The 13,867-nt window shown below is 47.4% G+C and carries 11 protein-coding genes; 2 read left to right on the top strand and 9 right to left on the bottom strand.

What is annotated here, in order from left to right:
* The 9 genes from ACESLU_RS05930 to ACESLU_RS05890 form a co-directional block, all read right to left on the bottom strand.
* Positions 1–401 (bottom strand): phosphoenolpyruvate carboxykinase (ATP) (locus tag ACESLU_RS05930; RefSeq protein ID WP_372636504.1); only part of this gene is annotated, 401 nt, incomplete at its 3' end.
* Between the two features lie 362 nt (positions 402–763).
* A complete protein-coding gene (locus ACESLU_RS05925; RefSeq protein ID WP_372636502.1) occupies positions 764–3,373 on the bottom strand; it encodes a tetratricopeptide repeat protein in 2,610 nt (869 codons plus the stop codon).
* 51 nt (positions 3,374–3,424) lie between these two features.
* Positions 3,425–5,812: a tetratricopeptide repeat protein gene (locus ACESLU_RS05920; protein ID WP_372636499.1), complete on the bottom strand. Its 2,388-nt coding sequence runs from the start codon at positions 5,810–5,812 to the stop codon at positions 3,425–3,427.
* A 291-nt stretch (positions 5,813–6,103) separates the two neighbouring features.
* Positions 6,104–6,679 (bottom strand): sigma-70 family RNA polymerase sigma factor, encoded by a 576-nt coding sequence (locus ACESLU_RS05915; protein WP_372636496.1) that lies wholly within the window; start codon positions 6,677–6,679, stop codon positions 6,104–6,106.
* 613 nt (positions 6,680–7,292) lie between these two features.
* A complete protein-coding gene (locus ACESLU_RS05910; protein WP_372636494.1) occupies positions 7,293–7,877 on the bottom strand; it encodes a YceI family protein in 585 nt (194 codons plus the stop codon).
* A 16-nt stretch (positions 7,878–7,893) separates the two neighbouring features.
* Positions 7,894–8,367, bottom strand: a complete 474-nt coding sequence (locus tag ACESLU_RS05905) for a c-type cytochrome domain-containing protein (RefSeq protein WP_372636491.1) — start codon at positions 8,365–8,367, stop codon at positions 7,894–7,896.
* A gap of 209 nt (positions 8,368–8,576) precedes the next feature.
* Positions 8,577–9,515 carry a hypothetical protein gene (locus ACESLU_RS05900; protein ID WP_372636488.1) on the bottom strand — a complete coding sequence of 313 codons (939 nt, stop codon included), beginning with the start codon at positions 9,513–9,515 and terminating at the stop codon, positions 8,577–8,579.
* A 66-nt stretch (positions 9,516–9,581) separates the two neighbouring features.
* Complete coding sequence (locus ACESLU_RS05895; RefSeq protein WP_372636486.1) at positions 9,582–10,898, bottom strand: outer membrane beta-barrel protein; 1,317 nt, start codon at positions 10,896–10,898, stop codon at positions 9,582–9,584.
* A gap of 9 nt (positions 10,899–10,907) precedes the next feature.
* Positions 10,908–11,369, bottom strand: a complete 462-nt coding sequence (locus ACESLU_RS05890) for an RNA polymerase sigma factor (RefSeq protein WP_372636483.1) — start codon at positions 11,367–11,369, stop codon at positions 10,908–10,910.
* Between the two features lie 685 nt (positions 11,370–12,054).
* On the opposite strand from ACESLU_RS05890, the gene ACESLU_RS05885 reads away from it, so the two are divergent.
* A complete protein-coding gene (locus ACESLU_RS05885) occupies positions 12,055–12,774 on the top strand; it encodes a Bax inhibitor-1/YccA family protein (protein ID WP_372636480.1) in 720 nt (239 codons plus the stop codon).
* Positions 12,775–12,788: 14 nt separating this feature from the next.
* A complete protein-coding gene (gene mltG / locus ACESLU_RS05880) occupies positions 12,789–13,862 on the top strand; it encodes an endolytic transglycosylase MltG (RefSeq protein ID WP_372636477.1) in 1,074 nt (357 codons plus the stop codon).
* Positions 13,863–13,867: the final 5 nt, after the last annotated feature.

Below are 13,867 nucleotides of genomic sequence, written 5' to 3'. Positions count from 1 at the left end.
TGGTAAGCCACTTCGCTGACTACCCGGACCTGGAGTTGGTACTTTTGATCGGCCCCTGCATAGCAGTCCTTTACGTATATTTTTTTGTCCCCGAGGTAATCCGTTACTTTTGCAAAAAGCTTATCATAGATATCCTGTCCGATAGGCCTGTTAATTTCTCCCCAGTCCATATCGTCGTGAATAGAGGACTGATCTACAATGAACCGGTCTGTGGGTGATCGACCGGTATATTTACCGGTAAGTACACGGAGGGCATAGTCGTTGGTTAAGACGGCCTCTCCATTTTTAATAGCTTCTTCATAAAGCTCAGGCGGAGTCAGATTCCACAGTGTCTTGTCATTTTTCTGAAGATCTAGGTAATCAAGTCCAATAGTACTGGTCGGATGGGTATATTTTCTCATTGGAATAGGTAAAAATTATTTATAACAAACAGTATTAGGAGCAGCGTTTTTGAATTTTGGTTCTGTCCTCTATGGGATCTAAGTATACGTATTATTCCCTTGAGTATGTGAGCCGGGTAAAGATGTGAAATGGTACGGGCAGCCAAGCTTTTACATCCTAAAAAAGTTATGCCGGATAAGGTAATCGTTCAATTATTAGCATAAACCGGTATATTTAAAAAAAATAAAATGAAGCTAAAATAGACGGACTCGCCCTGTCATAGCTTTAGTGGAGCTTAAATACTTCGTATGCGGGAGATCGCCATGGTTCCTTCACCCTTATCGCCCGGGAGTGAGATATCCGAATCGGTAAAGCTTCTTTTTTACGGGAGATTGGCCTTCGTTACTTTGAGAAGAGAGTCTGCCTCTGTAATCAGGGGGTTGTCACGATCGAAATGGAGTTCAAGGATTTCTAATCCAGCCGTTAATAAACTGTCGGCCTGCTGGTACTTATTACGTTTGAGAGCATACTTGCCCTGGGTGCAGAAAACTTCGCCAAGATTTGGGTGTTGGGCGCCGAGATTTTTTTCAAAGATTGATATGGTTTGCTGTCCATATTCCATTGCCTGCGAGTAATCTTCGACCTGTTCGTAGATAGAGGCATAGGTATTTGTCATATAGCCGTAGTATGGATGGTTCTCTCCGTAGTTGTTGCCAATAATTGCAATGGCCTGATCAATTTGTTGTTGGGCTTTTTCAAAGCGGCCGGTAGCTGACAGCGTTTTGGCGTATTCCCGGAGGGCAAGGGCATATCGGAAGTGTTGGGGCCCGTGTTTCTGTTTGTTGATTTCGATGGATTTCCTGTTGTACTCAAACGCTTGCTCGTAATTTTCCAGTTCGAAAGCAATATTTCCCAGCAGGTGCAGGGTCGATCCCACAAGCTGGTGCTCGGGTCCCAACGTCTGAACGCGTATCTCGTAGGCTTGTTCAGCCATTTTTTTCGCTTGTTTGAAGTCTCTTATCGTCCCATATACAACCCCCATGTTATGGTAGAGTCTTCCTATTTTCGGGTTATTTTCACCGTAGATTTCTTGTTTCAGGTTCAGGGCCTTGTCCAAATTGTCAAGAGCTTTCTGATTTTCACCCATATTTTTATAAGCACGTCCCCTGTTATTATACATGTCGGCCTGTAGGTCAATAAGTGACCGGTCTTTTCCAGCAGTATTGTTAAGGTCTTGTTCCGATTGAGAAAGGACTTGCAGGGCCTTTTCATATTGACCGGTTTCCAGCAGAAAATCGCTGTAGTTGAGCTGGTGTGCGTAAAATTTCAAGCTGTTTGTCAACTGATGGGTCCGGAAAAGAGAATCCGTCAGATGATAATAGCGTTCCGCTTCCCGGGTATTTCCCACATCCTCGTGCCATTCAGCGTATTTTGTACCTATAGCGAGCGTCTTCTCGCTTTGCTCTGACAGTGAATCCATAACAAACGCCATTCCCTTTTCAAGCGAGAGGCCCGCCTCCTCAATATCTCCCGTATTGATCTGGATGGAACCAATCGTGCCCAGAATCGTAGCCCGGTTAAAGGCTGACATCTCTTGTTCCTCAACATAATCGATGCCCCGAAGCATGGCTTCACTGACAGTAATATCTTCGCCTACATTCTCGCTGGGATTGTTAAGCTGCAATATGGATACTAAAAAGTTGGTGATTTCCTCAGCGCGATCGGCCTGGAGTTGAGCATGGTCGCGTTCCTGGGCAATGCGCCAGGTATAAAAACTGGTAAGGCTCATAAGTAACAGGACGATGCCCGCAGTAATAGCCAGACCCTTTTTGTTACGTTTAAAAAATTTGGATAAACGGTAGGTGGCCGTTCCTTTTTGTGCGCGCACCGGCAAGTCATGCTGATAGTTATATAGATCATCCAAAAACTCTGTGATCCCCCGGTACCGGTCGTCCGGATCTTTGCGTATCGCCTTGAGAACAATCGCATCCAAATCGCCTTCCAGTTTTTTTTGAATGGCGCCGTCCGCTGCTTTGGAGCTGGGTTTTGGCGGCTCTTTCTTTAGGATGGTTTGCTCAATCGCATAATGGGAGCTATCGTTAAAGGTAAAGGGTCCGGTACCCGCTAACAGCTCGTATAAGACAACTCCCAGCGCATAAACATCTGTGGATGTTTTAACCGGGTCCTGGCGGATTTGTTCTGGCGCAGCATAGCGGGGGGTTAACAAACGGGCCTCCTGGGTACGTCGAGTCGGGCTCTTTTCCTCTTCTTCCAGCAGCTTGGAGATGCCAAAATCCAGGATTTTAATGCTACCGGAGTCGTTGATCAGGATATTGTCAGGTTTAAGGTCGCGGTGAATAACCAGGTTTTCATGGGCATAACGCACGGCCTCCAGTACTTGCATAAAGACATGTATGACCTCATCGATGGAGCATGCATTCAATCGACAGTATTCGTCCATGGGCGTGCCGTCCACGTACTCCATGATAATATAGGGAAAGCCATCGACCGTGATACCCCCGTCATAGAGTTGTGCAATGCCCGGATGGTTTAGCTGGGCTAAAATCCGCTGCTCCTGTTCAAAACGGTGGATATTGGATTGGGTAGCGCGTTCCTGTCGTATAATCTTAATAGCGACCCGGTGATCAAAGGAATCATCTGATCGCTGAGCGAGAAACACAGCACCCATACCGCCCTGGCCTATCTGCTCTTTGATGGTATAGGAACCCACTTGGCGGCCAATGAGAGCGTGTTCGGAGGATAGCTCTTTTATGTCGTCGGATATATCGTTGTAAAATTCTTCTTTATATTCCTTCGGGTCGTCCAGCCAACCCTCGGAATCGAAAATGGATTCCAGCAGCATTGTTACTTCACTTTTAAGCTCTTTATCCCCTTTACATTGCTCATTGATAAAGATATCTCGCTGGCTTTTGGGCAGTTCAAGAACACGGTCGATAATCGTTTCTATTTTTTCCCAATTTTCTTCACCCATGGATGTTAACCTCCCGATTTTGAGTATGATTTTAGTGAATAAGGGCAGTCGTTAATGTCTTGCCAAATAATATTCGGCTTTCTCCGGTTTCCCCCATAATTGGTATAGATTGGAGAGGGCCGAGGCTGCTTCCCGGCTTCGCCAATCCCGGTCGCCAAACTTTTCGCAAAATTTTTCATAGGCCTGCTCTACGACGGGTATATTTTTCTCAAAGTTACCCTGCATCGCCCGGCTGACAGCCAGGCCACCCCTGGCACTTATGACCTGCCAGTGGTCTTTAGGCAGCTTCTGGCTCAGAATTTCATATCCTTCTTTCAGCAGCGACTCAGCCTCCCGGGTATGAAGCTGTTTAATTTTGAGTAAGCCCAACCGAACAAGAGAAGAAGCAATATGATGGTGGTCCGGCGGAAAAAGCTGCCGGCGCATTTCCAGTGCTATTTGATGCAGCGAATCAGCTTTGGGATAATTACCCATCTGCTGGTAGGTAAATGCCAGGTTGTTATGAGCGCTGGCTATATCAGGGTGCAGGGTATCATTAACTTCCTGTTCGAGTTTCATGCTTTGTTTGTGCAGGTCAATGGCTTTTTCAAATTCTCCCTGGTCCCGATACGCAATGGCTAAATTACCCAGTGACACTGCAAGTGATTTTTTTTCCGTAGAATCGGCCAGGTCAATAGCTCTTTTATAATACTCTTCTGTTTTAAGCAGCTGGCCCTGCTCCCTGTAAATAGAGGCCAGCGATCCATAGAAAGGAGCCGCATAGCGGGTGTCCTCCCCGTATTCGTATTTGACAAGTTGCAGAGCCTCCATAAACGAGGCTTCCGCCTTTTGAAACCGTCCCGTGCGGTAATAGACCCTCCCGATTCTTCCGAGATTGCTGATATAGGTTTGCTGGGCACTTTCGGATTGCGACGAGGAGTAGAGGGCGAGGGCGTCACTCAACAATTCTTCGCCTTTGTCAAAATCACCGAGAGAAACATAGTTTTCGCCCAGCAGGCCCAGCAGCTCTGCCTTAACCCCGGGCTGGCCATTCAGGCTTTGTCGAATATCTTCTTCACCCCGGTCAAGAACTTCGGCCAGCGTTATGTTCCGGTCGGGTTGCGAGAAGGGATCCTGTTGCTGCAGAATGTCATTAAAAAGATTTTTAATTTCTGTTGCCCGTTCCGCTTCCATTTGGGCGCTGTTTCTCTCTTCTGTTATGCGAGAGGTATGCAGTATGGTAAAGCTGACAAGCAGAAGCAGGAAAGCTGTCAGGGTAGCGATACTAATCTTGTGACGTGAAAAAAACTTTCTGCTGCGATATTTAAAAGTGTCGGCGTGGGCCGAAACCGGCAATCCCTGTTGAAAGTTATGCAGGTCCTCCAGAAACTCGTTGGCTACCCGGTAGCGCTGGTCGGGCTCTTTGCGGATCGACTTTAACGTTATTGCATCGAGGTCGCCTTTCAGCTGTTTTTCGAGAGAGTGAGCGGAAACCCGGGTACTGGGTTTGGATGGTTCCTGTTTCAGTATCGTTTGCTCCATCTCGTAACGGGAAAGTCGATCCATATCAAAGGGATCTGCGCCGGACAGCAGTTTGTAAAAGATGATACCGAGGGCATAGAGATCGGTAGCTGTTGTAATATTCGACTGCGTAATCTGTTCCGGAGCTGCATACCTGGGCGTCAGCAGCCGTGCACCGGTGTGGGTAAGGGTGGCAGCTGTTTCATCTTCATTTTCCTCCAGCAGCTTGGATATACCAAAATCCAGGATCTTTACATTGCCTTTGCCGTCAACCAGGATGTTGCCCGGTTTGAGGTCGCGGTGAATGACTAAATTTTCATGGGCATGACGAACCGCCTCAAGCACCTGTTGAAACAGGAGTACTTTTTGTTCCGTTGAGTTGTTGTGCTTTCGGCAATACCGGTCTATGGGAATACCCTCCACATATTCCATAATCAGGTAGGGATATCCGTCTTCGGTAACGCCCCCGTCGAAAAGTTTGGCAATTCCCGGGTGGTTGAGTCCCGCCAGAATATTACGCTCTCGCTGAAACCGGCGGATATTTTCCCTGGTGGCCTTTCCGTGCTGAATAATCTTTATAGCAACACGATGCTCAAACTGTCCGTCTCTGCGCTCAGCGAGGTAAACCGACCCCATTCCGCCCTCCCCAATTTTTTCTTTGATGGTGTAGGAACCGACGGATTGTCCTATGAGGGAGGGGCCGGGAGAGAGTACTTCCATATCCGTGGATATTTCTTTGTAGAAGTCCTGTTTGTAATCCTGAGGATTATCAAGCCACCCTTCTGAATGAAAAATAGACTCTAACAGGGAGGTCACTTCTCCTTTGAGCTTCGGATTGTCCCCGCACTGTTCTTTTATAAAGATACTGCGCTTTTCTTCGGGCAGCTCCAATACCTCGTCAATAATGGTTTCAACTTTTTCCCAGTTGAGGTCAGTCATGAAGTTTTATTTTTTAATCCGCCCAAAGCGACGGGTTGGTAGTTTCAGCCTGAGAACGATGACAGCTTAACATGTACGGAGTCTCGCCTGCCTTCCGAAATCGTGAAGCATCCTGGAAAAAGGAGGTATAGCATAGCGTTAATCCCATGATCGGGAATGGGAAATGCAGATTACGTTTGCTTGCTCCTGCCAACTGGGAGACCACTATTTAATACAGCCGAAGTATCAAAAGGCTGGGTATACAGGCCCCATCCTCCATATTGGATATACGTAATATATGCGATAGATGGCTCATTTAACCTCAAAATGCCCCTTTAGTTCTTTATAAAGCCAACCTCTTGCTTTCATCCAGTCTCTCTTTACGGTGCTTTCAGATATATTCAGGGCCTCAGCCGTTTCCCGAATGGTCATTTCCCCGAAAAACCGCATCTCCACGACCTTGCTGAGACGTTCATTTAATTTTTCCAGTTCATTGAGTGCCGCATCGATATCAATAAGTTCCTGGGCCTTTTTATCCTGACCTTCAAAAAGCTCATCAATAAAGGTCAGGTCTTTCTTTTTTCCGCCCCGCTTTTTTGCATTTTTTTTACGAGCATAGTCAATGAGAATTTGGCGCATGCAACGGGAAGAGATAGCCAGAAAATGACTCTTGTCCTTGAAGTCAAGCTGCGTCTGATCAATCATTTTGAGATAGGTTTCATGAACCAATTCAGTCTTGGACAACGTATGATCCGGAGACTGTTTACTCATCTGCACATAAGCTAATTTTTTCATCTCCTCGTAAATAAGGGGATAGAGTTGGTCATAAATACCGTTCTCTCCCTTTTTAAGACGGATTAATAGCTGCGTTACCTCAGATTTTTCCATCCTTCAATAATAATTGTTTAATCCTGAATGACCTAATTCTGTTTGATGTTTCGTACACATGTACGGACACGCTATGTACATAATTATTTTGAAAAGACTCTGCCAAAATCATACAATACCATACCGGCCTCATCCTTAATGTACATGTCTTTACATGTATGTAAAGCTAATAATAAAAAGAGAATATGGGTGCTTCTGATATCGCCCTGATCCGCCCAAAGGATCAAGAATGGCACACAGATTTTGAAAAGCCACATCTCATATATAAACAAACTTAGTATTTAAGTCAATCTGTTGCAATACCTTATCCGGAAAAATTTATGATGGTAATGTATTGACAAGTTGCAGGTTTATGGACGGATTATATGATTAATCAGCTTTCCGGCGACCGTCTCGGGAAAGGCGTGGAGAGCGGGATTTGTGAACGATAGTTCGGATTATGAGAAAGCATGGGTGGACCTGCTCTGGGAAATAGCATTCAATGAAGTGGAATAGATGCTTGCTTACCTGTCATAACGCAGCGTGGGAGCTTTTCGAGAGGCCAAGAATACGATTGGAAACGGAAATCGCCAGCAATAGAATAGTACCCGGCAGCGAGGGGGTACCCTTAATATTAATTGGATGACTGCGGGGGTAAAGTGGCCGATATGGATATGGGAATTTCCTCACTCACCCGGTAGAAGAGAATACCCGGGGGTTCAATGTCATGATTTTCCATATTGAGGGTCCACGAAGCGGTTACTTCTAGTCCTTCTTCCGATTTTTGAAGTGTGCCGTCAATGGAGACATGATTCGTCACCCCGTGCACGCTGAAGTCACCTTCTACCGTAACGTCCTGAGGGCTCGCAGAATCCGGATCGAAAGGGGAGGTCAGCTTCCCAAAAAACTCTGCAAAAGGATGCTGCTCAGCTTCAAGCGTTTCGAGCATATCTTTATCCCGTTTTGAAATTCCGGTTTTTATGGTATGCACATCGAGGTAGAAATCGACGGTCGAATCGGCCAGACTGATTTTACCCACCAGCTGGTCCGATCTGCCCGTAAAGGTGTGCAGCGGCACGGATGAATCAAACTCGGCGTGCCCTTTTTTTGTGAAGTACACCTGTCCGCAGCCTTCTTCAGGCATTCCAAGCAAAATAACGCCGACGATGACCAGAAGCCAAATTCCAGTTTTTCCTGTTACTCCGGATCCGTATTGCATAGCTGTCATTTCGGTCTTAATTATCCTGGGCGCCGTCGTCTATCCAGTCGCGGATAAGCGATATCTCATCCTCAGTAAGGGGAGTACCGTTCAGAGGCATACGCTCGCCCTCATCGGGATTCTCTTCAATTTTGTCGACAAGGGGGCTATTGTCCGGTTCCCCCTCCACCACAACAGGTCCCTCATACTGCTGACCATTGCTGTTCATGATGTTGTCGTAGCCGTCCAGACGGACACCGTTTTGTGCTTGCCCGATGTGACAGTTCCCGCAATTATCGGTAAATATTTCCTGGACGTTGGCAAAGGTAGCCTCAGGAGGCTCGCCGTTCCCGTTGTCATTTCCGTTACCGTTCCCGTTGCCGGGACCGGTACTGCTGTCGCCGCAAGAGGTCAGCAGGAGTCCGAATGAGCACAGAAGGGTTAAAAGCAGCTTGCGTTGCTTCAGCAGGAAAGTGCTTTTGGGTCGGGGAATATCTGTTGTTGGTTTCATAACGGGTTATTTTGGTTTGGGGTATACACATTAACTATTGACAGGTATTAGTAGTGATCGGTTGCGATCAGGTTGCTATTGCAAGAGGGCGGAGCTGATGAATGATCCGGGGAAGAGTCTTCTTGTTCCCGGATGTCCGCGCTGCAAACAGATTGAGACCGTTGATATGTAAAGACCGGTTTGGATTTCAAAGATATTTCCTCATTTATTTAATAGCCGGGGTCAGGATCGTCATCGTCATCGCCATCACCATCACCATCACCGTTGCCGGGGTCCGAACTGTAACCGGGCGCGGCGGATATATCCGTCTGTACGACCGGCCAAACGCCGGGCGCGGGCACACTGACGCCCCTGGTATCTCCACGTTCGGTATCCGGGCCGAAATAATAGAGCGGCCAGCCTTTATAGGTGAGTTGCTGCTCTTCTCCATGGACGGTTATTTCTCCAAAATGCTCTACGTTCATCTTGCTGGGTAACGCTTCTACATCGACGTGGAAAATGGGCCAGGTATCGTTGTTGCCGAAATCTTCGTCAGTGTAATTGTTGGTATTAGCCGAGTCATTGATAAAGATGTACAGGGTTCTGCCTTCGACGTCGACAAAATGAGACGTCTGTTCTTCTCCCTCTACATAGTTGCCTTCATCATCGACCCGGTAGTTGTTCTCGTCCTGACCAACCAGCTGTTGGGTTGCGATCATCAGCGAATAGTTGGGATTGGCAACGTACCACACGTCATTGAGCCCGTCGCCATTAACGGAGCCGGGCTGCCCGTCGCCGTCAAAGTAATAAAGGGGCCATCCCATATAAGTGGTTTGGCTGTTGCCATCCGTTCGCATAACAGAACCGAAACGATTCTCCTGAAGGCCGTTTCCCACTGCTAACTGACCGGTATCGACCTTAAAGACCGGCCAGTTATCAATGCATGTACCCTCGCAGAGGCTCTCACCTGCAACATCCGGGGTAAACAGATACAACACATTACCGTCCCCGTCCGCTATCACTTCACCGTGGGAGGAGGTTGAGGTAAGTTGTACGTCAAAATCGGAAGAGGGGTCCGGATCGGTGCTATTATCACCGCAGCCGGCCGACAGGGCCGCAATAAATACAAACACAAGAAGAGATTTGATAATACCATTGTGGGATTTCATAACAGTTGAGTTTTGGATGTTATAAAGTTAGTAGCAAAGTTATTCCATTTTTAGCCTGTTGATTGTTCAATAGAGAGTATAGTTCAGGGAGATAAAACTGCCCATTGAATACAGTTTGACGTTGCCCCAGCCCACTTCTCTCATCGGCAGCTTCAGAAAAGGTTCGACTTGAAGGCTTAGACGGGGATTGAGGTTAATGGCGTAGCCGACCGATATAGTGGCATTGCTCATCCAGTGGCGGGTGCGCGTTTTGTCGCTCCACTGCTGCACCGGGTCGCTATCGGAGTGCTCATAGCCATAATCGAAGCGATAATCTTCGTTGAGCATGATATAGGAGTTAAAGCCTGCCGTCGCATAGAACCCGGACCGTTGCAACTGCCAGAATTCGTATTTTAAACTCACGGGTATATCCAGAATGATACATCGGGCAGAGGTTTGGTCCGGTACAGTATCATATGACCAAAATCCGCCTGGAGGGTGGTACTCGCTCCCGTCTGCTACGTAGTTTACCGAGGCTCGCATAAGTCCCCCTCGGATGCTGAAATTTGACCTCAAGCGGTATTCGAATAGTAATCCCAGGTTGTAGCCGGGCTGATCGAAATCAGAGAGGGCACCGACCGTGCTCAGATCGGGTCCCGCCGCAAGACCGATAAACGCCCTGGAAGCAGCAGGGGAGGGTTGTCTGCGGTCTTGTCCCCCGAAAAAATCGGCTGTAGCAGATGTTTCCCGTGCAGCCATTGCTCCCGGCAGGGCGCTTGTTGCGCGGGATAATTGTACGTGTGCTTGTTCTTTTTTCCCAGAGCCGAAGTCAGAGAGTCGGCATACCGCACAGGAAAGCTCCCCGGCGGATACCCGGGGAATGGCTTCATCGGATACTCCCGGCCCGGGTGTTTGCGAGCTCTCATATCGTTCCCCGTCATCAGCCGCTCCGGTGTCTTCTTGTCCCGCAAAAGAGGGCCGGGGATCGTCCGGTGTTGCGGTTTCGTTTTCCGGGCTGCCGGATGGCGGTTCGGAACGCTCCCCGGCATCTTCCCTTTCATCAATCTCCTGCTTTTCCCCGGCATCCGGTTGCTCGTCTGGGAGTTCTTCCCCGCGTTCCTGCTGTTCTGTTTCTACCGCCTGCTGGTCGCTCAATTGTTCGTTTATCCTGTTAATATCCTGGTAGTTTTGATACACGGCATACCCCAAAAGAGAAAAGAGAAATAATACGACAGCCGCGATGATCCATCGTTTTTTTCGGGCGGCACGCTGGCGATCCCGCCGGTCCAGCTGTTTTTCGAGATTCAGCCAGTCCTCTTCCCGGTACGAGATATCATATTCTTCAGCCTTCTTTCTGAAGAGATGTTCAATCGGATCTTCGTTATGGTTCTTGCTGTCAGGCATAATGACGGGTTAAATAAAATTTTTCTGAAGAATGGCCTGTAAGTTATTTTTAGCTTTAGACAGGTTTGATTTTGAGGTGCCTACAGTGATATCAAGCATTTCAGCTATTTCTTTGTGCTTAAAACCCTCTATTACATGCAGGTTGAAGACCGTTCGGTATGCAGGCGAAAGCTGTTGAACCATGTCGACGATTTCGTCGTAAGAAATACTGCTGGTGATCGTTTCCCGGCTTTCCATTGTATTTTGTACTGCTTCTAAGCGTTCTAATTTCAGCTCGTTTTCGTGTTTGTGAAAGTGATTAATGGCTGTGTTGATAATGATCTGTCTCAACCAGGGCTTAAAAGGACGCTTCATGTCGTAGCGATCGATGCCCGTAAAAACTTTCATAAAAGCGTCATTGAGAATGACCGCCGCCTGATCCCTGGAATCGGCATAGCGCAACGTGATGCTCATGCCATAGGCATAGTACATCTTGTAAAGCTTTTTCTGGCTTGACCGATGCCTTTTTTGGCATCCCTTTATGATTTCCCTAATCAAGATCGATTGTTTTTTAATGAGTAGATTACATTTTGCACTCATTTTATACTTCCCTGTACTTTACTATACAAGATTTAAGGATGCAGGGTTGCTTCCGACTTTATATTTTTCCGAGACGATGAACCATAATCCCGTCCGGCCGCTTACAGACTAAATCACGAAAAGGTAGAGATTGGGCAGAACAACGGTTTTGCGAAGGTTTTTTTTACTTGCCTGGCCCATTGAACTGCTTCTGTCGGTTATGGAGGCAGGCACAGCTTTCCGGTAGGATCGCAGGCACCACGGAAACACCGTTCCCGGATCCCGGTGATGAGCATAGAGAGGTAGTCCCGCCTGGATTTTCTCTCTCCAAACTCAACAGTACCTGTCGGGATTGGATAAATGAGAATGAGAAAGGCTGCTATAAAGTAGAAAAGCTCTCAACCGGTCAGGGTTGAGAGCTTATTCTTTAGGGCATTTTGGACTTGTGAAACGTCCAAAGTATTGCTTTATAATAGTTATTACGATTTAAAAACAAAAAAGTTACAATAAATCCTGAAATAAAATATTTGTCCTCCAGAATTGTTATTCATGGTAAACAGATGGTATATTCCGCGTAAATTTTAATACAACAATCCTTATGAGAACAGGAAATCCTACGCTTACCGCAAAAACTTTTCAACAGGCCGGCCGGGCTGTCTCCGGGGATGAGGCTATGACCGTCAGCGGAACAATCAATAAAACGGCCACCTTATTTCTTATACTGCTGCTGGGTGCTTCCATCAGCTGGTACCAACCCCTGCCATTGTTTATTTGGGGTGGAGCGATCGGAGGTTTTATCGTTGCCATGGTTACGATCTTTAAAAAAGAGTGGTCCCCCGTAACGGCCCCGGTATATGCCGGATTGGAAGGGTTGTTCCTGGGAGGGATTTCCCTGCAGTACGCCAACATGTATAACGGCATCGTCTTTAACGCCGTGTTGCTGACGATCGGTGTATTTGCAGCTATGTTAATGATTTACCGGTCGGGATTAATCAAGGTTACCCAGCAATTCAGAATGGGTGTTGTAGCAGCCACGGGGGGTATATTTCTGGTCTACCTGGCAAGTATTGTACTGAGTTTCTTTGGCATTAATATCAGTTTAATTCATGGCGATGGACTTATGGGCATCGGCTTCAGCTTAATTATCGTTGGGGTTGCAGCGCTTAACCTTGTGCTCGATTTTGACATGATCGAGAAAGGCGCCGGGTCCAATGCCCCGAAGTACTTTGAATGGTATGCTTCCTTTGGACTCATGATTACGCTGGTGTGGTTGTATATTGAAATACTTCGCCTTCTTTCCAAATTACAGCGTAGATAGAAAGATTCTTATACGTGACCAACAGATTCTTTTCCGTTACCGAACTTATTTTGGGTCTTTTAGTGTGGCTTGCGGCTGCCTTTCTGGTGGCTGAATCACGCTGGTCGCGCCTGTATGAAAAACCCGCCCTTGCTGCAGGGGATACCGTGGAGCTGTACCTGCCCGAGCAGACAGATGGAAAAGGATTGGTGCGTACATTGAACGAAGAGGGTATTCTTCGCAGCGAAGAAGAATTTAACTGGGCTCTTCAAACGCTTCACTGGAGTACCTTCAAAGAGGGTCGTTACCAGCTTCAGGAGGGAATATCGTACGAAGAAATATTATCTAAACTCGGCAATGGAATTCAGGATCCGATGCGCGTTACCATTCTGGCGGGTCAGCCTAAATCGAGATTCATACGGAAGGTCTCGGAAGCTTTTCGTTTTGACTCCACCGCACTCAAACAAACATTGTCTGACTCCTCTCTTTTAGCCCGGGCCGGGGTGGACACTCAACGGGTTATCGGCCGGCTATATCCCGCTACCTACGATTTTTACTGGACCGCAACCCCTGAAGAGGTCATAATGCGAATACTTGACACATTCGAAGATCAAATCATTACTGAATACGAGGAACGGTTTAAGGAACTGGATAAGTCGGTCAATGAGATTATAACGATGGCTTCCATCATAGAGTGGGAGGCGAATGTCGAAAGTGAAAAGGATACCATAAGCGGACTTTATTGGAACCGGCTGGAAAGGGGGATGAAGCTGCAGGCCGACCCCACCGTTAATTATGCCGTGGGCGAACGGAGGAGGCTGCTGTATCAAGATTATAAGGTTGAACACCCGTATAACACCTACATTTATGCAGGTCTGCCGCCGGGACCCATTACCAACCCGAGTAAAAGTTCCATCAGGGCGGCTCTTTTCCCCACAGATCACGATTACCTGTACATGGTTGCCAGTCCTGACAGAAACCACGGGTTCTCCGAAACATACAGCGAGCACCAGCGCAAAAGTGCCGAGTGGAGAGAATGGCTGGAAGAGCAATATCGCATTAAGCGAGAGCGAGAAGAAGGCAGGGAGGAGGGAAACGGATCCGGTTAGTTGTT

Origin of the sequence: Fodinibius sp., from assembly GCF_041642155.1 — a bacterium.
In the GTDB taxonomy this organism is placed as follows: domain Bacteria; phylum Bacteroidota; class Rhodothermia; order Balneolales; family Balneolaceae; genus Fodinibius.
The sequence above is the reverse complement of the archived record's forward strand: the minus strand, read 5'-3'. Positions and strand labels throughout refer to the sequence as shown.

Coding starts and splice junctions, on each gene's coding strand:
- ACESLU_RS05925 (WP_372636502.1), bottom strand. CDS start 3,373: ATGGGTGAAGAAAATTGGGAAAAAATAGAAACGATTATCGACCGTGTT.
- ACESLU_RS05920 (WP_372636499.1), bottom strand. CDS start 5,812: ATGACTGACCTCAACTGGGAAAAAGTTGAAACCATTATTGACGAGGTA.
- ACESLU_RS05915 (WP_372636496.1), bottom strand. CDS start 6,679: ATGGAAAAATCTGAGGTAACGCAGCTATTAATCCGTCTTAAAAAGGGA.
- ACESLU_RS05910 (WP_372636494.1), bottom strand. CDS start 7,877: ATGCAATACGGATCCGGAGTAACAGGAAAAACTGGAATTTGGCTTCTG.
- ACESLU_RS05905 (WP_372636491.1), bottom strand. CDS start 8,367: ATGAAACCAACAACAGATATTCCCCGACCCAAAAGCACTTTCCTGCTG.
- ACESLU_RS05900 (WP_372636488.1), bottom strand. CDS start 9,515: ATGAAATCCCACAATGGTATTATCAAATCTCTTCTTGTGTTTGTATTT.
- ACESLU_RS05895 (WP_372636486.1), bottom strand. CDS start 10,898: ATGCCTGACAGCAAGAACCATAACGAAGATCCGATTGAACATCTCTTC.
- ACESLU_RS05890 (WP_372636483.1), bottom strand. CDS start 11,369: ATGTACTATGCCTATGGCATGAGCATCACGTTGCGCTATGCCGATTCC.
- ACESLU_RS05885 (WP_372636480.1), top strand. CDS start 12,055: ATGAGAACAGGAAATCCTACGCTTACCGCAAAAACTTTTCAACAGGCC.